The following is a 22,852-nucleotide window of genomic DNA, read 5'->3' on the forward strand; positions in this document are numbered from 1 at the left end:
ACGATTAAAAAAGCAAGCGCCGTGCCGTTTAGTGATGAAGGCGCGTCGCAACAACACTTGGCGTTGGTGTAGGAGTCTGGGCATGGCTGGTGTAATGGATTCGGTAAACCAGCGCACGCAACTGGTGGGGCAGAATCGCCTGGAGCTGTTGTTGTTCCGTCTCGACGGCCAGCAGCTGTACGGGATCAACGTGTTCAAGGTTCGGGAGGTGCTGCAATGCCCCCAACTGACGCTGATGCCCAAATCCAGTCCTGTCGTGTGCGGTGTGGCGAACATCCGGGGGGCGACCATACCGATCCTTGATCTGGCGATGGCGACCGGCTCCGGTGCTTTGAAGGACAAGAACAATCCCTTCGTGATCATCACGGAGTACAACACCAAGACCCAGGGTTTCCTGGTCCGCTCGGTGGAACGCATCGTCAACATGAACTGGGAGGAGATCCATCCGCCACCCAAGGGCACTGGGCGCGATCACTACCTGACGGCGGTGACGCGGGTCGACAATCAGTTGGTCGAAATCATCGACGTCGAGAAGGTGCTGGCGGAAGTGGCGCCGACGCCGGAAGCGATTTCCGTGGGCGTGGTGGATGTCGAAACCCAGCACAAGGCGCTTTCGTTGCGTGTGCTGACGGTCGATGACTCGTCGGTGGCGCGCAAGCAGGTCACGCGTTGTTTGCAAACGGTCGGCGTCGAAGTGGTGGCGTTGAACGACGGTCGGCAAGCGCTGGATTACCTGCGCAAACTGGTCGATGAGGGCAAGAAACCGGAAGAAGAGTTCCTGATGATGATTTCCGACATCGAGATGCCGGAGATGGACGGGTACACACTGACGGCGGAAATCCGCAACGACCCGCGCATGCAAAAGCTTCATATCATCCTGCATACTTCGTTGTCGGGGGTTTTCAACCAGGCGATGGTCAAGAAGGTCGGTGCCGATGACTTCCTGGCCAAATTCCGTCCTGATGACCTGGCATCCCGGGTAGTCGACCGGATCAAGGCTGCAGATATCAGCTAGGGGCCTGCACCCCTGGCAGTCAACACGATTTAAGAGGCGGCATCATTGTCTACGGGTAATTTGGATTTCGAACAGTTCCGGGTGTTCCTGGAAAAAGCCTGTGGCATTTTGCTCGGTGAAAACAAGCAGTACCTGGTCTCCAGCCGTCTCAACAAACTGATGGAACAGCAAGGCATCAAGTCTCTGGGGGAGCTGGTTCAGCGCATGCAGACCCAGCCGCGCAGCGGTTTGCGCGAGCAGGTGGTAGACGCCATGACCACCAACGAAACCCTGTGGTTTCGTGACACCTACCCGTTTGAAGTCTTGAAGAACAAGGTACTGCCCGAAGCGATCAAGGCCAGTCCCGGCCAGCGCCTGCGCATCTGGTCGGCGGCGTGCTCCTCAGGCCAGGAACCGTATTCGCTGTCGATGTCCATCGACGAGTTCGAGCGGGTCAATATGGGCCAGTTGCGGATGGGCGTGCAGATTGTTGCCACCGACCTGTCCGGCACCATGCTGACCAACTGCAAGACTGGCGAGTACGACAGCCTGGCCATCGGCCGTGGTCTGTCGCCAGAGCGCCTGCAGCGTTATTTCGACCCGAAAGGGCCGGGGCGCTGGGCGATCAAGGCGCCGATCAAGAGCCGGGTGGAGTTCCGTTCCTTCAACCTGCTGGACAGCTACGCGAGCCTGGGCAAGTTCGATATCGTGTTCTGCCGCAACGTGCTGATCTACTTCTCCGCCGAGGTGAAGAAGGACATCCTGTTGCGCATCCACAGTACGTTGAAGCCGGGGGGGTACCTGTTCCTCGGTGCTTCCGAAGCGCTGAACGGTTTGCCGGATCATTACCAGATGGTCCAGTGCAGCCCGGGGATCATTTACCAAGCGAAGTGATTTTTGCGGGTGTCATCGAAAAAGGGAGTCCTCATGGACTCCCTTTTTTTATGCCTGCCGATATCCCGCTAACAGCGCATACACCTGTAGGAGCGAGCTTGCTCGCGATGGTGTGTCAGCGGACACGGGTATTGATCAATCTTGCATCGCGAGCAAGCTCGCTCCTACAGGGATGGCGGTGTCCTTTGGATTGGAGGAAGCGGCAGAAAAGCGGCATACGGCGGAAAACCGTTGCCGCTTTTCTGGCATTGCCGCGTTGCCATGACCGGCAAAGCCCCGGTTTCCGGGCTTTTTTGAATTGGCATGGGGCTTGCTAAGTTGATCCTACGAAAAATCAGGTCACCCGAAGGTTTCCCGACATGAGCATCAGCTTCGATAAAGCGCTCGGTATCCACGAACAAGCCCTGGGCTTCCGCGCCCAGCGTGCCGAAGTCCTGGCCAACAACATCGCCAACGCCGATACCCCGAACTACAAGGCTCGGGATCTGGACTTCTCGAAAGTGCTCGCCGAGCAGAACGAGAAAACCAAAAACGGCACGTTCGCCTTGAACATGACCAACAGCCGTCATATCGAAGCTGAAGGTCTGGGCAATGGCGATGAGTCGTTGCTGTATCGCACGCCGATGCAACCGTCGATCGACCAGAACACCGTGGATGCTCAGCTGGAGCAGTCGAACTACGCGGAAAACGCGATCGGCTTCCAGGCCAGCTTCACCCTGCTCAACAGCAAATTCAAAGGGCTGGTATCAGCCCTGCGCGGAGAGTAAGCCATGTCTCTATCCAGTGTTTTCAACATTGCCGGTAGCGGCATGAGTGCGCAGACCACGCGTTTGAACACCGTCGCTTCGAACATCGCCAACGCCGAGACCGTCTCGTCGAGCATCGATCAGACCTACCGCGCGCGCCACCCGGTGTTCGCCACCATGTTCCAGGGCGGCCAGAGCGGCGGCAGCGACTCGCTGTTCCAGAGCCAGGACGCTGCCGGGCAGGGCGTGCAGGTACTGGGTGTGGTCGAAGACCAGAGCAACCTCGAGGCGCGCTACGAGCCGAACCATCCGGCGGCCGATGCCAAGGGCTACGTCTACTACCCGAACGTCAACGTGGTTGAAGAAATGGCCGACATGATTTCCGCGAGCCGTTCGTTTCAGACCAACGCCGAAATGATGAACACCGCCAAAACCATGATGCAGAAGGTCCTGACCCTCGGTCAGTGATAAGGGGCGACTCAGATGAGTGTTACCGATTCCACCAGTGGTTTGAGCCTCAACGACATCCTGGCCAACTCCTCGATCAAGACCAACACCACGACTGACGGCCTCGCGTCGGCAGCCGGCAGCGCCACGGGCAACAAGGCCCTGGGCAAGGATGCGTTCCTGCAGTTGCTGGTGACCCAGCTGAAAAACCAGAACCCGCTGGAGCCTCAGGACAACGGCGCGTTCGTGGCCCAGCTGGCGCAGTTCAGTAGCCTGGAAGGCATTACCACGCTCAACGATACCGTGAGCGGCCTGGCCAGCAACTACAACTCGTCCCAGGCACTGCAGGCGTCGTCGCTGGTGGGTCGTTCGGTCATCGCACCGGGCGACAAGGCCGTGGTCGATACCACCAAGAGCCTCAGCGGCACGGTGGTGGTTCCCTCTTCGGTGGCATCCGCCACCCTGAAGATCACCGACGTCAGCGGCAAGACCGTGCGCACCATCGACCTCGGTTCGCAGAAGGCCGGCAATGCCAGCTTCATCTGGGACGGCAAGAACGATGCGGGTGAGACGGTACCGGCGGGCACCTACACGTTCGGTGCCACCACCACGATCGATGGCAAGTCCGTCGCGTTGATCACCAACCTGCCCGCGACCGTCAACAGCGTGACCATCAGCCAGACCGGCGGTGAGTTGATGCTCAATCTGGCCGGGCTGGGCAGCGTTGCCCTGTCCAAAGTTCAAACCATTGGTATGTAGAGCCGACTAACACGGCACAAAGGAGTGATGATGTCTTTCAATATCGGCCTTAGCGGTCTCTATGCAGCCAACAAACAACTGGACGTGACCGGCAACAACATCGCCAACGTCGCGACCACCGGTTTCAAATCGTCCCGTGCAGAATTCGAAGACGTGTACTCGGCGACCCGCCTGGGCACTGGCAGCAAGACCGTCGGCAACGGCGTGCGCCTGTCCAACGTTTCCCAGCAGTTCGGCCAGGGTGACGTGAACAACACCGGCAACGTGCTCGACATGGGTATCCAGGGCAATGGCTTTTTTGTCCTGAGCAACAACGGCTCGCTGACCTACACCCGTGCCGGTACGTTCAAGACTGACAAGGACGGCTACGTCACCAACAGCGACGGCACTGCCCGCCTGCAAGGTTATGGTGTGGACTCCAACGGCAAGATCGTCAACGGCGTGCTGACCGACCTGCGGATCGATACCTCCAACCTGGCGCCGAAGTCCACCAACCTGGTTTCGTCGACCATCAACCTGAACTCCACGTCGCCGGTGATCGACCAGACAGTGGCTGCCAACAAGTTCGATCCGTCCAAGACTGCGACGTTCACCAAGTCGTTCAGTACCCCGGTTTTCGATACTCAGGGTAACCAGCACCCTATGGATCAATACATGGTCAAGACCGGGCCGAACACCTGGGATACCTACACCCTGATCGATGGTCGCAATCCTGACGGCAGCGATCCCAAGGTGACCGCGCCGATTCCTTCGACCATGACGTTCGACTCTTCCGGCAAACTGGTCTCGGTCAGCACGCCGGTGCCACCGACCGTGCCGCCAACCGTCCCGACACCCGCGCCGATCATCAGCAGCGACCTGAAAATCAGTAACTGGACGCCGGGTACCGTGACCAATGGCGTATGGACAGCCAACGGTGCTGCCGCCGACCCGGCCGGTGTGACCATTTCCATGGCCAACACCACCCAGTTCAACGCCGATACCGCACGTTCGATTCCTTCGCAGAACGGTTACGCCACTGGCCAGATCACCAACCTGACCATCGACGGCAGCGGCGTGCTGCTGGCCAACTTCAGCAACAACCAGACCAAGCCGATCGGCCAGATTTCCCTGGCCAGCTTCACCAACGAGCAAGGCCTGCAGCCGGTAGGTGGCACCAGCTGGAAAGAAACCTATGCGTCGGGCATCCCGGGCTACGATGCGCCGGAAACCGGCACCCTGGGGTCGATCGTTTCCAACTCTCTGGAAGAGTCCAACGTCAACCTGACCAACGAACTGGTCGACCTGATCAAGGCGCAGAGCAACTATCAGGCGAACGCCAAGACCATCTCCACCCAGAGCACCATCATGCAGACCATCATTCAGATGACTTGATGCTGGGTCGCGCTGTATGAAAAGCCCCTCGATAGAGGGGCTTTTTTGTGGCCTGAGGTTTGGTGTTGGATGTGATGCGCTCCTGTAGGAGCGAGCCTGCTCGCGATGGACTTAAGAACGCCGTGTTTAACCAGTCAGCACGCGTTATCGTTAGCGCCCATCGCGAGCGAGCTCGCTCCTACAGTCGATGGTGTTTATCCAGGAAAAACCTGGCCCCCTGTAGGAGCGAGCCTGCTCGCGATGGACTTAAGAGCGCCACGTTTAACCAGTCAGCACGCGTTATCGTTAGCGCCCATCGCGAGCGAGCTCGCTCCTACAGTCGATGGTGTTTATCCAGGAAAAAACCGGCCCTTTGTAGGAGCGAGCTTGCTCGCGATGGACTTAAGAACGCCACGTTTAACCAGTCAGCACGCGTTATCGTTAGCGCCCATCGCGAGCAAGCTCGCTCCTACAGTCGATGGTGTTTATCCAGGAAAAAACCGGCCCTTTGTAGGAGCGAGCTTGCTCGCGATGGACTAAAAGGCGCCGCGTTTAACCAGTCAGCACGCATTATCGTTAGCGCCCATCGCGAGCAAGCTCGCTCCTACAGTCGATGGTGTTTATCCAGGAAAAAACCGGCCCTTTGTAGGAGCGAGCTTGCTCGCGATGGACTAAAAGGCGCCGCGTTTAACCAGTCAGCACGCGTTATCGTTAGCGCCCATCGCGAGCAAGCTCGCTCCTACAGTCGATGGTGTTTATCCAGGAAAAACCTGGCCCTTTGTAGGAGCGAGCTTGCTCGCGATGGACTAAAAGGCGCCGCGTTTAACCAGTCAGCGCGCGTTATCGTTAGCGCCCATCGCGAGCGAGCTCGCTCCTACAGGCAGGTAAAAGAAAACCCCCGACAAGCCGAAGGCCTGTCGGGGGTTTTTGTGTTACCGGCTCAGCTTATTGGCAAGCTTCGCAATCCGGCTCGTCGATGGCGCAAGCCTTCGGCACTGGAGCAGGGCCGGCTGGCGCTGCCAGGACCGAATCTTCACCGTGGTTGCCACCGCTGGAAACAGCGTTCAGCTTGCCGGTGTTGATGGTCGACTTCTCGGTGCTGGTCGCGGCCAGGGCACGGAGGTAGTAAGTGGTCTTCAGACCACGGTACCAGGCCATGCGGTAGGTCACGTCCAGCTTCTTGCCCGAAGCGCCGGCGATGTACAGGTTCAGCGATTGAGCCTGGTCGATCCACTTCTGACGACGGCTGGCGGCGTCGACGATCCACTTGGTGTCCACTTCGAATGCAGTCGCGTAGAGCTCTTTGAGTTCTTGCGGGATGCGCTCGATCTGCTGCACCGAACCGTCGTAGTACTTCAGGTCGTTGATCATGACCGAGTCCCACAGGTCGCGAGCCTTCAGGTCGCGAACCAGGTACGGGTTGATCACGGTGAATTCGCCCGACAGGTTCGATTTCACATACAGGTTCTGGTAGGTCGGTTCGATCGACTGCGACACGCCGGTGATGTTGGCGATGGTCGCGGTCGGTGCGATGGCCATGATGTTCGAGTTACGAATGCCTTTCTGTACACGGGCGCGAACCGGTGCCCAGTCCAGGGTTTCGTTCAGGTCGACATCGATGTACTTCTGGCCGCGAGCCTCGATCAGGATCTGTTGCGAATCCAGCGGCAGGATGCCTTTGGACCACAGCGAACCGTTGAAGGTCTCGTACGCGCCACGCTCGTCGGCCAGGTCGCAGGAAGCCTGGATCGCGTAGTAGCTGACCGCTTCCATCGACTTGTCGGCGAACTCTACGGCAGCGTCGGAACCGTAAGGAATGTGCTGCAGGTACAGCGCGTCCTGGAAGCCCATGATGCCCAGGCCGACCGGACGGTGCTTGAAGTTGGAGTTCTTCGCTTGCGGCACCGAGTAGTAGTTGATGTCGATCACGTTGTCGAGCATGCGCACGGCAGTGTTCACGGTACGTTGCAGCTTGGCGGTGTCCAGCTTGCCGTCGACGATGTGGTTCGGCAGGTTGATCGAGCCCAGGTTGCAAACGGCGATCTCGTCCTTGTTGGTGTTCAAGGTGATCTCGGTGCACAGGTTCGAGCTGTGGACCACGCCGACGTGCTGCTGCGGGCTACGCAGGTTGCACGGGTCTTTGAAAGTCAGCCATGGGTGGCCGGTTTCGAACAGCATGGACAGCATCTTGCGCCACAGGTCCTTGGCCTGGATGGTCTTGAACAGCTTGACCTTGCCCGGGTACTCGGTGAGGGCTTCGTAGTACTCGTAGCGCTCTTCGAAGGCCTTGCCGGTCAGGTCGTGCAGGTCCGGCACTTCGGACGGCGAGAACAGGGTCCACTTGCCGTCATCGAAGACGCGCTTCATGAACAGGTCAGGGATCCAGTTGGCGGTGTTCATGTCGTGGGTACGACGGCGGTCATCACCGGTGTTCTTGCGCAGCTCGATGAACTCTTCGATGTCCATGTGCCAGGTTTCCAGGTAGGCACACACAGCGCCTTTGCGCTTGCCACCCTGGTTAACGGCAACGGCGGTGTCGTTGACGACTTTCAAGAACGGCACGACGCCCTGGGATTTGCCGTTGGTGCCCTTGATGTACGAACCCAGCGCACGAACCGGCGTCCAGTCGTTGCCCAGGCCGCCAGCGAATTTCGACAGCATGGCGTTGTCGTGGATCGCGTGGTAGATGCCCGACAGGTCATCCGGCACGGTGGTCAGGTAGCAGCTCGACAGCTGTGGACGCAGGGTACCGGCGTTGAACAGGGTTGGAGTCGACGCCATGTAGTCGAAGGACGACAGCAGGTTGTAGAACTCGATCGCGCGGTCTTCACGGGCTTTCTCTTCGATCGCCAAGCCCATGGCCACACGCATGAAGAAGATCTGCGGCAGTTCGAAACGCACGCCATCCTTGTGGATGAAGTAGCGGTCGTACAGGGTTTGCAGGCCCAGGTAGGTGAATTGCTGGTCGCGCTCGTGGTTGATTGCCTTGCCCAGTTTTTCCAGGTCGAATTCGGCCAGCACAGGGTTCAGCAGTTCGAACTCGATGCCTTTGGCGACGTAGGCCGGCAGTGCCTTGGCGTACAGGTCGGCCATTTCGTGGTGGGTGGCGCTTTCGGCCACGCCGAGGAAGCCCAGGCCTTCGGCGCGCAGGGTGTCCATCAGCAGGCGCGCGGTCACGAACGAGTAGTTCGGCTCGCGTTCAACCAGGGTACGGGCAGTCATCACCAGGGCGGTGTTGACGTCGTTCAGGGCCACGCCGTCGTACAGGTTCTTCAGGGTTTCGCGCTGGATCAGGTCGCCGTCGACTTCTTCCAGGCCTTCGCACGCTTCGGTGACGATGGTGTTCAGGCGGCCCATGTCCAGCGGCGCCAGGCTGCCGTCGGCACGGGTGATGCGGATCGACGGGTGAGCGTTGACCGCTTCTTCGGCCGGCGCACGCACGGCACGTTCCTTGGAGCGGGCATCACGGTAGATCACGTAGTCGCGAGCCACTTTCTGCTCGCCGGCACGCATCAGGGCCAGTTCGACCTGGTCCTGGATTTCTTCGATGTGGATGGTGCCGCCCGATGGCATGCGACGCTTGAAGGTCGCGGTGACCTGTTCGGTCAGGCGGGCAACGGTGTCGTGGATTCGCGACGAGGCGGCAGCGGTGCCGCCCTCAACTGCGAGAAACGCTTTGGTGATGGCGACGGTGATTTTGTCATCGGTGTAGGGAACGACAGTGCCGTTACGCTTGATCACGCGCAGTTGGCCAGGCGCGGTGGCGGACAGATCCGAATTCGAATCAGCGGCCGGCGGCAAGGTGCCCTGCGGGTTCTCGCGAGTTGTGTCGGTTTGCATGGGGGAGTGTCTCCACATTCTCTATGTTTGTTTGGGCACCATCACGGTGCCCACCGTTCCGTCCTGAAGCACTACAACCGGCGAGCGCCGGGCATAACAACTTCGGGACAGTAGGAAGGGGGCTTTATCGGGCGCCGCTTCCATGCCGAAGTCTTTGGTCTCACGCCTTGGGCCTGAAACCGGGATCCATTGCAGGTGACAGTCGGGACTGCAACACCCGTACCGTTTTCGCCACTCGGGGCCGAAATACAGTAGCCATCCGCACGCGCGTTTTGGTCTTTCGAAAATACGTTTGGTTCAACCGGACAGAGGCAATAATAGCGCTTGAAATTGGTGTCTGGTTTGTGTTTGGTTTTTTGCGCAAAACCCCATATCTAGGGTTTTTTTAGCGCCGGGCTACAAGATAATGCGTTTTAGGGGGGGATTGCAACGTACTACCTGTGGATAAACCTGTGCGTAAATTGTGTGTGAAAGAGGGAACCGGCGTGTAGGCCGCGACACTGCTGGACCGGACCTTTTTTCAGCAATTTTCTACGATCGAAAATGCTCGTTCGGATTTTTAAGGGCGCGAACCCTATCACAAAAAACCCTGTTGTCCGAACGCATTTACCCGCTTGTGTTCTCGACGGGCGGCGTTTATACAATCGGCCCAGCGTGTATACATATTTATCTTCCCGAATCATTACAAAAAGACGGGCGGATCCTTCCTTATTAGTGTTTTTGGCAAGCAGAGGTCACCCGTGGAGCAAGAAGCCTGGCAGGTATTGATTGTGGAGGACGACCAGCGACTGGCCGAACTGACCCGCGATTACCTGGAAGCCAATGGCCTGCGTGTATCGATCGAAGGCGATGGAGCGCTTGCTGCGAACCGCATCATCAAGGAGCAACCGGACCTGGTGATCCTCGACCTGATGCTCCCCGGTGAAGATGGCCTGAGCATTTGCCGCAAGGTCCGCGCCCGATATGACGGCCCGATCCTGATGCTCACCGCCCGCACCGATGACGCTGACCAGATTCTCGGCCTGGACCTGGGGGCTGACGACTACGTGTGCAAACCGGTACGCCCGCGTCTGCTGCTGGCGCGCATCCAGGCCTTGCTGCGTCGCAGTGAAGCGCCCGAAGTCGCCCCGGAAAAACAGCGGCGCCTGCAGTTCGGCCCGCTGATCGTCGACAACGCCTTGCGCGAAGCCTGGTTGCAGGGCAACGGCATCGAGCTGACCAGCGCCGAATTCGACTTGCTCTGGCTATTGGTGGCCAATGCCGGTCGCATCCTCTCCCGGGAGGAAATCTTTACCGCACTGCGGGGCATCGGCTATGACGGCCAGGACCGCTCCATCGATGTGCGCATCTCGCGCATCCGCCCGAAGATCGGCGATGATCCGGAGCATCCACGGCTGATCAAGACCGTGCGCAGCAAAGGCTATCTGTTCGTTCCCGAGGCTTGCGTAGACCAGACCCTGTGAATTCGATCTTCCTGCGCATCTATGGCGGCATGTGTGCCGCGCTGATTCTGGTGGCGGTGCTCGGTGTGCTGGCGTTGCACCTGCTCAATCAGGTGCGCAGCGAGCAATACCGCGAGCGCCTGGCCCACGGCACGTTTTCGCTGATGGCCGACAACCTGCAACCGATGAACCAGACCGAGCGTCACCGGGCCTTGCTGGTGTGGGAGCGGCTGCTGGGCATTCCGCTGGCGCTGAAAACCTTTACCGAGACTGACCTCGACCTGACCCAGCGCACTCGTGTGTTGCGCGGCCAGGCATTGGTGGAACAGACCGGGCCGCACGCGGCGAAGGTGTACAAGCTGGTCAGCGACAAGGAGCAGTTGATGCTCACCGGGGAAGTGCAGCAGATCAGCGAACAACTGGCCCGGGCGACCATCTACCTGTTGACCGATGAACTGGTGCGGACTCCGGTAGCCGACCAGCCCTTGCGCCTGGCGCAATTGAAGGAGAGCAAGGGCTTCGGCTTCGAGCTGCGCCTGGTCACGGTTGACGAGGCGGACATGGACGAAGACCAGAGCCGCCGGGTGTCCGAGGGCGATACGGTGATGGCGCTGGGCAAGGGGGGCGATTCGATTAGGGTGTTTGCCGGCATGGTCGGCACGCCGTGGGTCCTGGAAATCGGCCCGTTGTACCAGATGAATCCTTATCCCCCGGAATGGCTGGTGCTGATCGCCGCGCTGGGCCTGACGCTGATCGGCCTGATCGTTTATCTGTTGGTGCGTCAGCTCGAGCGCCGCTTGCGTGGCCTGGAGGCCGCGGCCACGCGCATCGCCAAGGGCAGCCTGGAAACCCGCGTGCCGGCGCGCGGCGCGGATTCCGTAGGGCGCCTGGCCTCGGCCTTCAACGGCATGGCTGAACACCTGCAACAGTTGCTGGCGATCCAGCGTGAACTGGTGCGCGCGGTGTCCCACGAATTGCGCACGCCGGTGGCGCGCCTGCGCTTTGGCCTGGAGATGATCGGCTCGGCCACCACGCCACAAGCCCTGGAAAAATACTGCCAGGGCATGGATCACGACATCGAGGACCTCGACCGGCTGGTCGACGAGATGCTGACCTACGCGCGGCTCGAACAGGGTTCTCCGGCGCTGAACTTTCAGCGGATCGATCTGGATGCCTTGGTCAATCAAGTGATTGAAGAGCTGGCGCCGTTGCGCGCCGACGTCACGGTACAGCGCGGGTTGTGCCTGTCGGCGGCCGATAACGACGATGCCTGGGTCGAGGCCGAACCGCGTTATCTGCACCGGGCGATCCAGAATCTGGTGAGCAATGCCATGCGCCATGCGCAATCACGGGTGACCATCAGCTATCAGGTGGGGCAGCAGCGATGCCGGGTGGATATCGAGGATGACGGGCCGGGGGTGCCGGAGTCGGCATGGGAGAAGATCTTTACACCGTTCCTGCGTCTCGACGACAGCCGTACCCGTGCTTCTGGAGGCCATGGGTTAGGCCTGTCCATTGTGCGACGCATCATCCATTGGCATGGCGGGCGGGCGTTGATCGGCAAGAGCAAAAGCCTGGGTGGTGCGTGTTTCAGTTTGAGTTGGCCGCGGAATCAGGAGAAACGCTGAGATTTTCGGTGAATGTTCAACCGCTTTCGCGAGCAAGCCCGCTCCCACATTGGGCTTTGTGAACACTACAGATCCAGTGTGGGAGCGGGCTTGCTCGCGAAGGGGCCCTGCCATGCGCAAAAAAACTCAGGCCCTGATGCTGACCAGACTCAACAACTGCCCATCCTTGACCCCGAACTGCGCATCCAGCTCGGTGCCGTTGCGCCATTCGCGGGACAGATCGGTGAGCAGCCGCAACCGCACCTCTCCCGACTCAGACCACTCCAGCACTTCGGCGTGTTCGAAATAAAACCGTTGCTGAACGATCGGATAGAGCGCCTTGAACAGGCTTTCCTTGACCGAGAAAGTCAGGGTGACCAACAACGCCCGTAGATCGTGATCACCGGCCGCCATGCGCTGTAGCTCCGGCGGATTGAGGATTTCCCCGGCCAGGCGTTCGGCCCGATCGGCATTGAGCAGGACTTCCAGATCCATGCCCAGGCCGCGCCAATGGCTTTTGTTCGCGACAATCGCCGCGGCCCGGCCAGTGCTATGGGTGATCGAGCCAGTGATATGGGCAGGCCAGACCGGTGCCCGGTCTTCACCGATGGCCGGAATGTAGCCCAGGCCTTCGAGCCGCTGTAACGCGGCCCGCGCGCACACCCGCCCGGCGAGAAACTCCGCCTGCCGTTTGGCGACAGAGCGCTGAATGCTCGCCGGTGCCTCCACAGCACTGCGCTGAAAGTCATCGCTGGCCAGTCGGGAGCTATCGAAATGAGTGCTCAGCAGGACCGTATCGGGCAGCACAAACGGCAGCGGCCAATGGTCATCGAGGGGGGTGCAGCAGACGGGCAGGGCATGAGTGGAGTTCATGCGGGGCATTTTGCCGGGTTGCCCTGGGGCTGGGTAGTAGCAGACGGCTTTTGTGGCGGGGGGGCTGCCCCCCCCGCCACAAATATCAGGGTTAACCAAAGATCCTTTTGAAGAACGCCTGCATGTCCGCCCAGGATTTTTCATCCGCAGTCTTGTTGTAGCCAATGTCCGGCCCGCCATGATCGCCATGGCCAAGTCGATCGGCATCCGGGTTGGTGAAGCCATGCCTGGCGCCGTCGAGGCTGACGAATCTGTAGTCGGCGCCGGCCTTGTCCATCTCGCTCTTGAAAGCCGTGATGTTTTCCTGGGTGACGATGCTGTCCAGTGCTCCGTGCTCCACAAGGATCTTCGCCTTGACGCTGCCTGGCGTTGCCGGTGTATTGGTCGTCAGCGCGCCATGGAAACTCACCACGCCTGCCAATGGCACGCCCTGTCTTGCGGCATTGAGCACCACGCCACCACCGAAGCAGTAGCCGATGGCGGCGATTTTATGCGGATCGGTTTGCGGTTGTTGCTTGAGCAGGTCGAGCCCGGCCTGAAACCTCGCGCTCGACACGGCACTGTCTTTTGCCACGGCTTGCATGAAGGCCATGGCGTCTTTGGGGTGCTCGGTGTTTTTGCCGTCACCGTACATGTCAATGGCCAGGGCGCTGTAGCCCAGGCCGGCAAGGTCACGGGCGCGGCGCTTGGCGTAGTCGTTGAGTCCCCACCATTCATGCACCACCACGACGCCGGGGCGCGGACCCTTGAGGGCATCGTCGTAGGCGTAATAGCCGATCATTTTCGTGCCATCGGCACTCTGGTAGGGGATTTCCCGGGTCTGGATGGCAGCCTGGCTGAGCCCGCTCAAGGCCAACAGGAGGACGGCGAAGAACATGCGCATGATCGGAACTCCTCTTGAAAAGTGTCGAAACATTCGGGAGGGGGCGGTTCAGCCCGGGTTCAGAGTGCGTTCAGGGGGAGTTCAGGGCTCGGTGCGTAACCTTGCCCCGTACCCAATAAACAAACGGCACATGAGGACACTCCCAATGACTGGATTCAAAAAACTGCTTCTGGCATTCACTGTACTGGGCGCAAGCACCGCAGCCTTCGCATCCGACGATAACTTTGCCAGCATTACTCTTGGACAGACCAGCGACAAGGTCAAAAAGTCCCACGCCCTGAACGACAACCTGAACCATCCGAACGCCGATGGCGTGATCGGCAAGGACACCACCTGGGGTGTCCGTCTGGGCCAGCAAAACACCAAGGGCCGGTACTACGCCACTTACGACAATGTGTCGGGCTCGCACAACGGCATTAAACTGCGTCAGGAAAACCTCCTGGGCAGCTACGATCTGTTTTACCCGGTGGGCGGTAGCACCAGGCTGTTCGGTGGTGCCACGGCCGGCCTGACCAAAATGACTCAGGAGTCGCCAGGCTTCAGCCGCGACAGCGATATCGGTTACGCCATCGGCGCCCAGGCGGGTGTGCTGCAACAGGTTTCGCAGAACACCTCGGTTGAACTGGGTTACCGTTACCTGCGCAGCAACGCCAGCACCGAGATGAGTGAGCGTGGTGGCAGCAAGCGGGGTTCGCTGGACCTGACCAGCAGCGCCCAGACTTACCTGTCCGCCAACTACGCTTTCTGACAAGCGTTTCGCGAGCGGCCTGTGCCGGATCAACCCGAGTGGCTGGTCCGGCATTGCCATGTTAGCTATCGAGGTGCGACGTTGTGCCTCTGGAGATGTTGATTTGCCCGGGAGAGCGTTATGAAACTGCTGGTCGTCGAAGATGAAGCGCTGCTTCGTCATCACCTGAAAACCCGCCTGACGGAGAGCGGCCATGTGGTCGAGTCCGTGGCCAACGGCGAGGAGGCGCTGTATCAGACCGCGCAGTTCAACTTTGACCTGGCGGTGATCGACCTCGGTCTGCCGGGCATGAGCGGTCTCGACCTGATCCGGCAGTTGCGCTCAGGTGGCAAAACTTTCCCGATCCTGATCCTCACCGCGCGAGGCAACTGGCAGGACAAGGTCGAAGGCCTGGCCGCCGGTGCCGACGATTACGTGGTCAAGCCGTTTCAGTTCGAAGAACTGGAGGCTCGCCTGAATGCCTTGCTGCGCCGCTCCAGCGGCTTCACCCAGTCGACCATCGTTGCTGGTCCGTTGCTGCTGGACCTGAACCGCAAGCAGGCATCCCTCGACGATCAGCCGTTGGCACTGACCGCGTATGAGTACCGCATTCTCGAATACCTGATGCGTCACCATCAGCAAGTGGTGCCGAAGGACCGCTTGATGGAGCAGCTCTATCCGGATGATGACGAGCGTGATCCGAATGTGATCGAGGTGCTGGTCGGTCGTCTGCGCCGCAAACTGGAGGGGCCGGGTGGGTTCAAACCGATCGATACCGTGCGCGGCCTGGGCTACCTGTTCAATGAGCGTTGCACTTGATCCGTTCGCTGCGCATCCGCTTGATGCTCGCCGCCACGCTGTTGGCGGTGTTGTTCATGCTGGCGTTGCTGCCGGCGATGCAGGGGGCCTTCAGCCTGGCGTTGCAAGACTCCATCGAGCAGCGTCTGGCATCGGACGTGACTACGTTGATCTCTGCCGCCCGGGTGGAGAACAACAGCCTGCAGATGCCGGAGCAGCTGCCCGACGAACGCTTCAACCTCACCGACAGCCGATTGCTCGGCTACATCTATGACCGTGAGGGGCATCTGGTCTGGCGTTCGAAGGCGACCCGGGAAGAACACATCAATTACAAGCCGCGCTACGACGGACGTGGCAACGAGTTTGCGCGGATCCGTGAAGCCAATGGCCAGGAGTTCTTCGTCTACGACGTCGAGGTCAAGTTGCTCGGTGGCAAAAGCGCAGCCTTCAGCATCGTGGCGCTGCAGCCGGTTCGTGAGTACGAACTGACCCTGGAAGGCCTGCGAGAAAATCTCTATCTGGGTTTTGGCGCGGCACTGCTGGTGCTGCTGGCGTTGTTGTGGATCGGACTGACCTGGGGCCTGCAGGCATTGCGGCGCTTGAGCCAGGAACTGGATCAGATCGAAGGTGGCACCCGCGAAAGCCTCAGTGAGGAACATCCCCGGGAATTGCTGCGCCTCACCGGTTCTCTCAACCGGTTGCTGCACAGTGAGCGTGAGCAGCGCAGTCGCTACCGTGATTCCCTCGATGACCTGGCCCATAGCCTGAAAACGCCGCTGGCGGTGTTGCAAGGCGTCAGCGAAGACCTGGCCCTGCGTCCGGAGGATCGCGATCAGGCCTGGGTTCTGCAAACCCAGATCGAACGCATGAGCCAGCAGATCAGCTACCAGTTGCAGCGCGCCAGCCTGCGCAAAAGCGGTCTGGTACGTCATCAGGTGCGTTTGCACCCGGTGCTGAAAAGCCTGTGCGACACGCTGGACAAGGTTTATCGCGACAAGCGCGTGCACGTCGCGTTCGACCTGCCCGACCCGTGCTACGTACCGATCGAGCAGGGCGCTCTATTGGAGATGATGGGCAACCTGCTGGAAAACGCCTATCGCCTGTGCCTGGGCGAAATACGCATCAGCGTGCGCGAAACCCTTGGCGGCATCGAGTTGTGTGTCGAGGACGACGGCCCCGGCGTACCACAGGATCAACGCGCACGGATTCTCGAGCGCGGCGAGCGCCTGGACCGTCAGCACCCGGGGCAGGGCATCGGCCTGGCGGTGGTCAAGGACATCATCGAGAGCTACAGCGCCAAGCTGACCTTGGGCGATTCACCGATGGGCGGGGCGGCGTTCCGGATTCATTTTCCGGTGGTATGACCTGGAGTTTGATTGTGCTCTTTCGGGCCTCTTCGCGGGCAAGCCCGCTCCCACATCGGCCGAAGTTGTTCAAAAATCATCTGACTAACTCAATACCCTGTGGGAGCGGGCTTGCCCGCGAAGAGGCCAGTGAACACACCAGAAAAAATTGCTCCTGAAACTCAGTTCTCCTGCGCCCGATAAGCCCCCGGCGTCAGCCCCGTCCACTTCTTGAACGCCCGGTGAAATGCCGACGGCTCGGAAAACCCCAGAAGCTCGGCGATCTGTTGCAACGACAGGTCGGCGCGGCTCAGGTGATAAATCGCGATGTCCCGGCGCAACTGGTCCTTCAACTCCTGAAAGCTCGATCCCTCTTCCCGCAAATGCCGGCGCAAGGTCTGCGGGCTGATGTGCAGCTGCGCGGCCACGGCTTCCAGATCGGGCCAGCGTGAACTGTCGCGACTGAGCAAACGGCGCAAGCGGCTGCTCAAGCTGTCGCCATCGTCCGGGCGCGAGAGCAGGTCGGCGGGGGAGCGCTCGAGGAAATGCTTGAGGGTGCGTTCATCCTGCAACAGCGGCATGGCCAGGTAGCGGCTGTGAAACAACAGGCTGCTCTGGGGGCTGGAAAACTCGAGCGGGCAGGAAAACAGCAGGTCGTACTCGGCGCCGTGTTCCGGCCGGGGGTAGCTGAACGCGGCCTGTTCCAGGCGAATGCGCTGGCCGATCAGCCAGCTGCCGAAACGGTGCCAGATCACCAGCAGGCTTTCGCTGAGAAAATGATCCGGATCCCAAAGTTGCGAGTCGTCGAGGCTGAGGCGGACCCATTCATCTTCGCGGCTCAGGGTCAAGCGCGGAGCCCCGGGGAATAGGCTATAAAACAATAAGCCGCGATTGAGTGCCTTATCCAGGCTGCGGCAGTGAATCACGGCATGGCACATCATCGCGAAGCTGCCCGGCCTGCTGGGGGCTTGCCCGAACCCCAGGTACTCGTCGTCCAGTGCCAGCCATAAGGCCTGAATCAGTTGGGTGAATTGCTCTGGAGCGATGCGCGCCCGGGGTTCGTCCAGCAACTCGGGGCTGATCCCCAGTTGTTGTAGCAGGCCCGAAAAGTCGTAGCCGTGCCGACGCGCACCACCAAGGGCGGCGCGGGCGAAATGACTGGCAATGGTGCGTTCGCGCATGACAGCAGTTCTGACCGTTGAACGACGGATGGTAGCTGCGCACTGCGGGCGTGAACAGGGCGGATATCCGCCAAATTGCAGGACGTCTTTTAATGGAAGGGCGGAAATCCGCCACATGATTGTAACCGTCCGGTGACAGGGAAATCGCTGCGACCCCTGATATCAAAAGGCTTGCAGGGATTTTGCGCAAGGTGGCACGGGCCTTGCGATACAACATGCAGATGCTTGCCGTTGCGCAGCTCGAAAAAACAAATCCCTCCAGTGCAGGAGGGTTCGCAATTGCGGTGTTGCGGGCAACAGCTGGATGTTGCCACCGGGCACCCTTGAGGAACTTTGCAATGACGACTCGTCAGCCACTGTACAAATCCCTGTATTTCCAGGTGATCGTTGCAATTGTCATCGGTATCGCACTCGGTCACTACTACCCACAGCTCGGTGTGGCCGTTAAACCGTTGGGTGACGGGTTCATCAAGCTGATCAAAATGATCATCGCCCCGATCATCTTCTGTACCGTTGTCAGCGGTATCGCCGGCATGCAGAGCATGAAGTCGGTCGGCAAGACCGGTGGTTATGCGCTGCTGTACTTCGAGATCGTTTCGACCATTGCCTTGTTGGTCGGTCTGGCCGTGGTCAACATCGTGCAGCCAGGCAATGGCATGCACATTGACGTCGCTACCCTGGATGCCTCCAAGGTTGCCGCTTATGTTGCGGCCGGTGCTGACCAAAGCGTCGTAGGCTTCCTGCTGAACGTGATCCCGACGACCATCGTCGGCGCCTTCGCCACCGGCGACATCCTGCAAGTGTTGATGTTCTCGGTGATCTTCGGTTTCGCCCTGCATCGCCTGGGTGCCTACGGCAAGCCGCTGCTGGACTTCATCGATCGTTTCGCCCACGTGATGTTCAACATCATCAACATGATCATGAAGCTCGCGCCAATCGGTGCCTTCGGTGCCATGGCGTTCACCATCGGTGCCTACGGTGTCGGCTCGCTGGTGCAGTTGGGTCAACTGATGGCGTGCTTCTATATCACTTGCCTGCTGTTCATCCTGATCGTACTGGGTGGTATCGCTCGCGCCCACGGCTTCAGCGTTCTGAAAATGATCCGCTACATCCGTGAGGAACTGCTGATCGTGCTGGGCACTTCCTCTTCGGAGTCGGTGCTGCCACGCATGCTGATCAAGATGGAACGTCTGGGTGCGAAGAAATCCGTAGTAGGCCTGGTGATCCCGACCGGCTACTCGTTCAACCTCGACGGTACCGCCATCTACCTGACCATGGCCGCGGTATTCATTGCCCAGGCCACCGACACCCACATGGACATCACGCACCAGATCACCCTGCTGGTGGTGTTGCTGCTGTCGTCCAAGGGCGCTGCGGGCGTGACCGGTAGCGGTTTCATCGTACTCGCTGCCACTCTGTCCGCCGTGGGCCACCTGCCGGTTGCCGGTCTGGCGCTGATCCTCGGCATCGACCGTTTCATGTCCGAAGCCCGTGCCCTGACCAACCTGATCGGCAACGCCGTTGCCACTGTCGTCGTGGCCAAGTGGGTCAAGGAACTGGATACCGACGTGCTGCAAGCGGAGCTGGCCTCGGGCGGTCGCGGTATTGCCGAAGAGCCTAAAGACGATGTTCTGGGCCACGTCGAAGAGGTAGCCCCGGTTAACGCCAAGTAAGCCTTGTCCTGATGAAAAACCCGCTTCGGCGGGTTTTTTCATGCCCGGCGTTTGAGCACAACGGTCACTGCACATGGCGCATAAGGTGATTGCTGCAATGCCAACGGCTGCCTAGGCTGGGTGCATCGTCAAGGGAGAACGCTCATGCCCGGTCCACTGGCATCACTCAAGGTTCTGGATTTCTCGACATTGCTGCCGGGGCCGTTCGCCTCGTTGCTGCTGGCGGACATGGGCGCCGAAGTGCTGCGCATCGAATCACCGACCCGCATGGATCTGCTGCGGGTGTTGCCGCCCCACGATCAAGGCGTGTCAGCCAGCCACGCCTACCTCAACCGCAACAAGCGCAGCCTCGCCCTGGACCTCAAGCAACCCGAGGCGCTGGAGGTGATCAAGTCGTTGCTGCAGGACTACGACATTGTGCTCGAGCAGTTCCGCCCGGGTGTCATGGAGCGTCTGGGCCTGGGTTACGAAGCCCTGAAGGCGATCAAGCCCGAATTGATTTATGTGTCGATCACCGGCTACGGTCAGACCGGCCCCTACAAGGACCGCGCCGGCCATGACATCAACTACCTGGCCTTGTCCGGGCTGGCGAGTTACACCGGACGGGCCGACAGTGGGCCGCTGCCGTTGGGCATGCAGGTGGCGGATGTCGCCGGTGGCTCGTTGCACGGGGTGGTTGGCTTGCTGGCGGCGGTCATTGCCCGACAGCAAACCGGTCAGGGCCAGCACCTGGATGTCAGCATGACCGACTGCGCGTTCAGCCTGAATGCGATGGCCGGTGCCGGGTATCTGGCCTGTGGCGTCGAGCCGGGGCCGGAAAACCAGGTGCTCAATGGCGGCAGCTTCTACGACTACTACCGCTCCAGGGATGGGCGCTGGCTATCGGTGGGCAGCCTGGAGCCGGCATTCATGAAGCAGTTGTGCACGGCGTTGGGGCTGGAAGAATTGGCCGGCCTCGGCCTGTCGCCGCAACTGGTGCATCGGCAACAGCTTAAGGACGCGCTGACGGTCGAATTCGAAAAACATGACTTTGCCGAGTTGTGCGCGCTGTTCGCGGAGCTGGATGCTTGTGTCGAGCCAGTGTTGAGCCTGGGAGAAGCGCTGCGTCATCCGCAGTTGCAGGCACGGGAGTTGGTGGCGCAAGTGCCGCGGGGCGACGGATCAAGCCAGGCGCAGATGGCGTGTCCGCTGAAGTTTTCGCAAGGTTTGCCTGAGCCCCGGCATATTGGCTCGGTGCTGGGGCAGCATACGGATCAGGTGTTGGGGGAACTGGGGTTCAGTGCGCAGCGGATTGCTGAATTGCGGTCAGCCAAGGTCATTCTCTAGCGTCTGCTCCGGCCTCTTCGCGAGCAAGCCCGCTCCCACAGGGGGACTTTGGTGCCGCATAAATCCGGTGTAGGAGCGAGCCTGCTCGCGAAGAGGCCGATACAAACACCGAGAGTCCCGCTATTCGACCCGCATCTCCCCACTGAACACCAGCGTATGGCGACACCGTCGACACAAGTACCTGCGCCCCTGGTGCACCAGGCTGTGGCGCTGGGCCGAGAACGGGAAGTCGCTGTCGGCGCACGGGCACTTGTAGATGTAGCGGGTCACGCTGCGGCGTTTGACGTCATAGGTGTGGCAGCGGTTGGGCGGCAATTCGTACACGCCGCGCATGATCAATTGCCACTCTTCACCATGGGGCTGGATACGGTCGCCGAACAGTTGATGGGCGATCAGGTGGGCGACTTCATGGGCTACGGTCTGCTTGAGGAAGTCTTCGGTGTTTTCCCGATACAGCTGCGGATTGAAGCGCAGCAGGTTCTCGTGCAAATGCGCGACACCGGCTTTTTGCCCGCGCAGCTTGAGGCTCACCACGGGGCGTTTGAAAGTTCGTTTGAAAAAGGATTCGGCTAGTTGGAAACAGTCTTCGACGCGGGAATTGAGTTGCTCGGGCATGCTTGATGGATCTCCAGAGCGGTCGAGTATGCCGCAACCCTGGGGCCTTGCGAATCGCCAAGGTGCCGAATGGTCGTGTGCCTCCTCGTTGCTGAAGAATCAAAAGGCCGCCTTGCGGCGGCCTGTATCGTTGGTTTCTGATTATCAGTGACGGGTGGCTAATTGGTGTAGACCGGCCCTACGCCGAGTCCCCAGACAATCACAGTGAACGCCATGATGGCGACCAGCACCACCAGGCCTACGGCGAGCACCGAACTTGAAAACAGAAAGCCCTCGTCAGATGGAATGTTCATGAATGTCGGCAAGCCCACGTACAGCAAGTACACCGTGTAGCAGATGGCTGCGGTGCCGACGATCATCCCCAGCCACAAGTGCGGGTACAAAGCGGCGAGGCCACCGATGAACAGCGGTGTAGCGGTGTAGGTCGCAAACGCAATGCAGCGGGCGAGGCTTGGGTTGGCGTCATAGGTGCGGGCCATCCAGTGAATGAATGCGCCCATTACCGCAACGCCACCGAGCATCGCCACGTACGACATGATCGTCATCCATATCGCGCTTTCTACGGTCAGCATCACGGGAGCCCGGTTGCCGATGACCCAGCCGACCTGTGTGGTGCCTATGAAGGCAGACACGGCGGGGATCGCCGCCAGGATCAGCGTATGGGTCAGGTACATGTGGCTGATGCTTTCCTCCTGGTCGCCACGGATCTCTTTCCATTCTTGGTCAGGGTGGGTGAAGAGCCCCACTACGTGATGGATCATGCCAGTCACTCCTCTTTTTTTCCGTCGCCCCCCAGTGGAGCGCCTACGGGCCAATGCGGCCTAGCAAGTCACAGGTCTGAAATTTTCATGAGACCTTATGTCGCAGTATAGGGATGAGTTTCCCTAGAAGAAGTAGGGGCTTTAGAGCAAATCGCGCTGTAAACACAATTGTTAATCGCCGTCGGGTCTGTAGGTGAGCTGGAGATGTTGCCCGCTCGCCACAAGTGCAAAAAATTTGCGTAAAATGCCCGCCTTTCGTCACACCTCACGGATTTCGCGTCATGGGCACTCTCACGGTTAACCAGAACAAACTGCAAAAGCGCCTTCGCCGACTGGCCGGTGAGGCGGTTGCCGATTTCAACATGATTGAAGACGGCGACAAGGTCATGGTCTGCCTGTCCGGTGGCAAGATATAAGCAACAAATATTTTGTAATGCAGAAAATTCTATAGAACTTCTCTTTAAGCCCCGCTTTGAAGCACCCACGTCCCCTTCACATTTGACAAAGCTCGTTTCCCGACTAGCCTGTTTGTAAGCTAGTTATTGGACGAACTATTTTGTCAATCATGAAGCTTAAACGATACCAATTCA

General features: G+C 59.7%; 19 protein-coding genes and 1 pseudogene. 14 read left to right on the forward strand and 6 right to left on the reverse strand.

Going from position 1 to position 22,852, the window contains the following annotated elements:
* Positions 1-82 precede the first annotated feature (82 nt).
* From ACEN8Q_RS30055 to flgE, 6 genes are all read left to right on the forward strand, one after another.
* Positions 83-1,015, forward strand: coding sequence for a chemotaxis protein CheV (locus ACEN8Q_RS30055; RefSeq protein WP_015096472.1), 933 nt, complete (start codon positions 83-85; stop codon positions 1,013-1,015).
* 45 nt (positions 1,016-1,060) lie between these two features.
* On the forward strand, positions 1,061-1,888 hold the full coding sequence (gene cheR / locus ACEN8Q_RS30060) for a protein-glutamate O-methyltransferase CheR (protein WP_057399089.1): 828 nt from the start codon (positions 1,061-1,063) through the stop codon (positions 1,886-1,888).
* Between the two features lie 359 nt (positions 1,889-2,247).
* Positions 2,248-2,655: a flagellar basal body rod protein FlgB gene (flgB, locus tag ACEN8Q_RS30065; RefSeq protein WP_007988729.1), complete on the forward strand. Its 408-nt coding sequence runs from the start codon at positions 2,248-2,250 to the stop codon at positions 2,653-2,655.
* A 3-nt stretch (positions 2,656-2,658) separates the two neighbouring features.
* Positions 2,659-3,102: a flagellar basal body rod protein FlgC gene (flgC, locus tag ACEN8Q_RS30070; protein WP_007980123.1), complete on the forward strand. Its 444-nt coding sequence runs from the start codon at positions 2,659-2,661 to the stop codon at positions 3,100-3,102.
* A 15-nt stretch (positions 3,103-3,117) separates the two neighbouring features.
* Positions 3,118-3,840, forward strand: a complete 723-nt coding sequence (flgD, locus tag ACEN8Q_RS30075; RefSeq protein WP_413704135.1) for a flagellar hook assembly protein FlgD — start codon at positions 3,118-3,120, stop codon at positions 3,838-3,840.
* A gap of 30 nt (positions 3,841-3,870) precedes the next feature.
* Positions 3,871-5,214, forward strand: coding sequence for a flagellar hook protein FlgE (gene flgE, locus ACEN8Q_RS30080; protein WP_413427710.1), 1,344 nt, complete (start codon positions 3,871-3,873; stop codon positions 5,212-5,214).
* 924 nt (positions 5,215-6,138) lie between these two features.
* Here flgE and ACEN8Q_RS30085 read toward each other — a convergent pair.
* Positions 6,139-9,033 (reverse strand): ribonucleoside-diphosphate reductase subunit alpha, encoded by a 2,895-nt coding sequence (locus tag ACEN8Q_RS30085; protein ID WP_413428118.1) that lies wholly within the window; start codon positions 9,031-9,033, stop codon positions 6,139-6,141.
* A 740-nt stretch (positions 9,034-9,773) separates the two neighbouring features.
* Between ACEN8Q_RS30085 and ACEN8Q_RS30090 the strand changes: the two genes are divergently transcribed.
* A complete protein-coding gene (locus tag ACEN8Q_RS30090; RefSeq protein ID WP_413428119.1) occupies positions 9,774-10,496 on the forward strand; it encodes a response regulator in 723 nt (240 codons plus the stop codon).
* Positions 10,493-12,103 carry an ATP-binding protein gene (locus tag ACEN8Q_RS30095; RefSeq protein WP_413428120.1) on the forward strand — a complete coding sequence of 537 codons (1,611 nt, stop codon included), beginning with the start codon at positions 10,493-10,495 and terminating at the stop codon, positions 12,101-12,103. The genes ACEN8Q_RS30090 and ACEN8Q_RS30095 overlap by 4 nt, the downstream gene beginning before the upstream one ends.
* 126 nt (positions 12,104-12,229) lie before the next feature.
* On the opposite strand, the gene ACEN8Q_RS30100 is transcribed toward ACEN8Q_RS30095, so the two are convergent.
* Both ACEN8Q_RS30100 and ACEN8Q_RS30105 read right to left on the reverse strand, forming a co-directional pair.
* Positions 12,230-12,955 (reverse strand): 4'-phosphopantetheinyl transferase family protein, encoded by a 726-nt coding sequence (locus ACEN8Q_RS30100; RefSeq protein WP_413704136.1) that lies wholly within the window; start codon positions 12,953-12,955, stop codon positions 12,230-12,232.
* Positions 12,956-13,046: 91 nt separating this feature from the next.
* A complete protein-coding gene (locus ACEN8Q_RS30105; protein WP_413428122.1) occupies positions 13,047-13,838 on the reverse strand; it encodes a dienelactone hydrolase family protein in 792 nt (263 codons plus the stop codon).
* 145 nt (positions 13,839-13,983) lie between these two features.
* Here ACEN8Q_RS30105 and ACEN8Q_RS30110 point away from each other — a divergent pair, with 145 nt between their 5' ends.
* From ACEN8Q_RS30110 to ACEN8Q_RS30120, 3 genes are all read left to right on the forward strand, one after another.
* Positions 13,984-14,586, forward strand: a complete 603-nt coding sequence (locus ACEN8Q_RS30110; protein WP_413428123.1) for a hypothetical protein — start codon at positions 13,984-13,986, stop codon at positions 14,584-14,586.
* 120 nt (positions 14,587-14,706) lie between these two features.
* Positions 14,707-15,384: a response regulator transcription factor gene (locus ACEN8Q_RS30115; protein WP_111281548.1), complete on the forward strand. Its 678-nt coding sequence runs from the start codon at positions 14,707-14,709 to the stop codon at positions 15,382-15,384.
* Positions 15,381-16,727, forward strand: a complete 1,347-nt coding sequence (locus tag ACEN8Q_RS30120) for an ATP-binding protein (protein ID WP_413428124.1) — start codon at positions 15,381-15,383, stop codon at positions 16,725-16,727. The genes ACEN8Q_RS30115 and ACEN8Q_RS30120 overlap by 4 nt, the downstream gene beginning before the upstream one ends.
* Positions 16,728-16,888: 161 nt before the next feature.
* Here the strand turns inward: ACEN8Q_RS30120 and ACEN8Q_RS30125 are convergent, their stop codons facing one another.
* Positions 16,889-17,887: an AraC family transcriptional regulator gene (locus tag ACEN8Q_RS30125; protein ID WP_413428125.1), complete on the reverse strand. Its 999-nt coding sequence runs from the start codon at positions 17,885-17,887 to the stop codon at positions 16,889-16,891.
* Positions 17,888-18,225: 338 nt separating this feature from the next.
* Here ACEN8Q_RS30125 and ACEN8Q_RS30130 point away from each other — a divergent pair, with 338 nt between their 5' ends.
* A complete protein-coding gene (locus ACEN8Q_RS30130) occupies positions 18,226-19,560 on the forward strand; it encodes a dicarboxylate/amino acid:cation symporter (protein ID WP_413704137.1) in 1,335 nt (444 codons plus the stop codon).
* A gap of 144 nt (positions 19,561-19,704) precedes the next feature.
* Positions 19,705-20,886, forward strand: coding sequence for a CaiB/BaiF CoA transferase family protein (locus ACEN8Q_RS30135; protein WP_413428127.1), 1,182 nt, complete (start codon positions 19,705-19,707; stop codon positions 20,884-20,886).
* Between the two features lie 120 nt (positions 20,887-21,006).
* Here ACEN8Q_RS30135 and ACEN8Q_RS30140 read toward each other — a convergent pair whose 3' ends face one another.
* Both ACEN8Q_RS30140 and ACEN8Q_RS30145 read right to left on the reverse strand, forming a co-directional pair.
* The gene (locus ACEN8Q_RS30140; protein ID WP_413704138.1) at positions 21,007-21,501 is read right to left on the reverse strand and encodes a SprT family zinc-dependent metalloprotease; all 495 of its coding nucleotides are present in this window, start codon (positions 21,499-21,501) and stop codon (positions 21,007-21,009) included.
* Between the two features lie 158 nt (positions 21,502-21,659).
* A complete protein-coding gene (locus ACEN8Q_RS30145; protein ID WP_008016508.1) occupies positions 21,660-22,262 on the reverse strand; it encodes a Yip1 family protein in 603 nt (200 codons plus the stop codon).
* Between the two features lie 281 nt (positions 22,263-22,543).
* On the opposite strand from ACEN8Q_RS30145, the pseudogene ACEN8Q_RS30150 reads away from it, so the two are divergent.
* Positions 22,544-22,672 (forward strand): annotated as a pseudogene (locus tag ACEN8Q_RS30150) (tRNA 2-thiocytidine(32) synthetase TtcA); the annotation flags it as partial.
* Positions 22,673-22,852: the final 180 nt, after the last annotated feature.

It is taken from the genome of Pseudomonas sp. Pseusp16 (assembly GCF_047324915.1).
Classification (GTDB): Bacteria; Pseudomonadota; Gammaproteobacteria; order Pseudomonadales; family Pseudomonadaceae; genus Aquipseudomonas; species Aquipseudomonas fluorescens_CD.

Coding starts and splice junctions, on each gene's coding strand:
- ACEN8Q_RS30135 (WP_413428127.1), top strand. CDS start 19,705: ATGCCCGGTCCACTGGCATCACTCAAGGTTCTGGATTTCTCGACATTG.
- ACEN8Q_RS30110 (WP_413428123.1), top strand. CDS start 13,984: ATGACTGGATTCAAAAAACTGCTTCTGGCATTCACTGTACTGGGCGCA.
- ACEN8Q_RS30085 (WP_413428118.1), bottom strand. CDS start 9,033: ATGCAAACCGACACAACTCGCGAGAACCCGCAGGGCACCTTGCCGCCG.
- ACEN8Q_RS30140 (WP_413704138.1), bottom strand. CDS start 21,501: ATGCCCGAGCAACTCAATTCCCGCGTCGAAGACTGTTTCCAACTAGCC.
- ACEN8Q_RS30115 (WP_111281548.1), top strand. CDS start 14,707: ATGAAACTGCTGGTCGTCGAAGATGAAGCGCTGCTTCGTCATCACCTG.
- flgC (WP_007980123.1), top strand. CDS start 2,659: ATGTCTCTATCCAGTGTTTTCAACATTGCCGGTAGCGGCATGAGTGCG.
- ACEN8Q_RS30145 (WP_008016508.1), bottom strand. CDS start 22,262: ATGATCCATCACGTAGTGGGGCTCTTCACCCACCCTGACCAAGAATGG.
- ACEN8Q_RS30130 (WP_413704137.1), top strand. CDS start 18,226: ATGACGACTCGTCAGCCACTGTACAAATCCCTGTATTTCCAGGTGATC.
- ACEN8Q_RS30125 (WP_413428125.1), bottom strand. CDS start 17,887: ATGCGCGAACGCACCATTGCCAGTCATTTCGCCCGCGCCGCCCTTGGT.
- ACEN8Q_RS30055 (WP_015096472.1), top strand. CDS start 83: ATGGCTGGTGTAATGGATTCGGTAAACCAGCGCACGCAACTGGTGGGG.
- ACEN8Q_RS30105 (WP_413428122.1), bottom strand. CDS start 13,838: ATGCGCATGTTCTTCGCCGTCCTCCTGTTGGCCTTGAGCGGGCTCAGC.
- flgE (WP_413427710.1), top strand. CDS start 3,871: ATGTCTTTCAATATCGGCCTTAGCGGTCTCTATGCAGCCAACAAACAA.
- flgB (WP_007988729.1), top strand. CDS start 2,248: ATGAGCATCAGCTTCGATAAAGCGCTCGGTATCCACGAACAAGCCCTG.
- flgD (WP_413704135.1), top strand. CDS start 3,118: ATGAGTGTTACCGATTCCACCAGTGGTTTGAGCCTCAACGACATCCTG.
- ACEN8Q_RS30100 (WP_413704136.1), bottom strand. CDS start 12,955: ATGAACTCCACTCATGCCCTGCCCGTCTGCTGCACCCCCCTCGATGAC.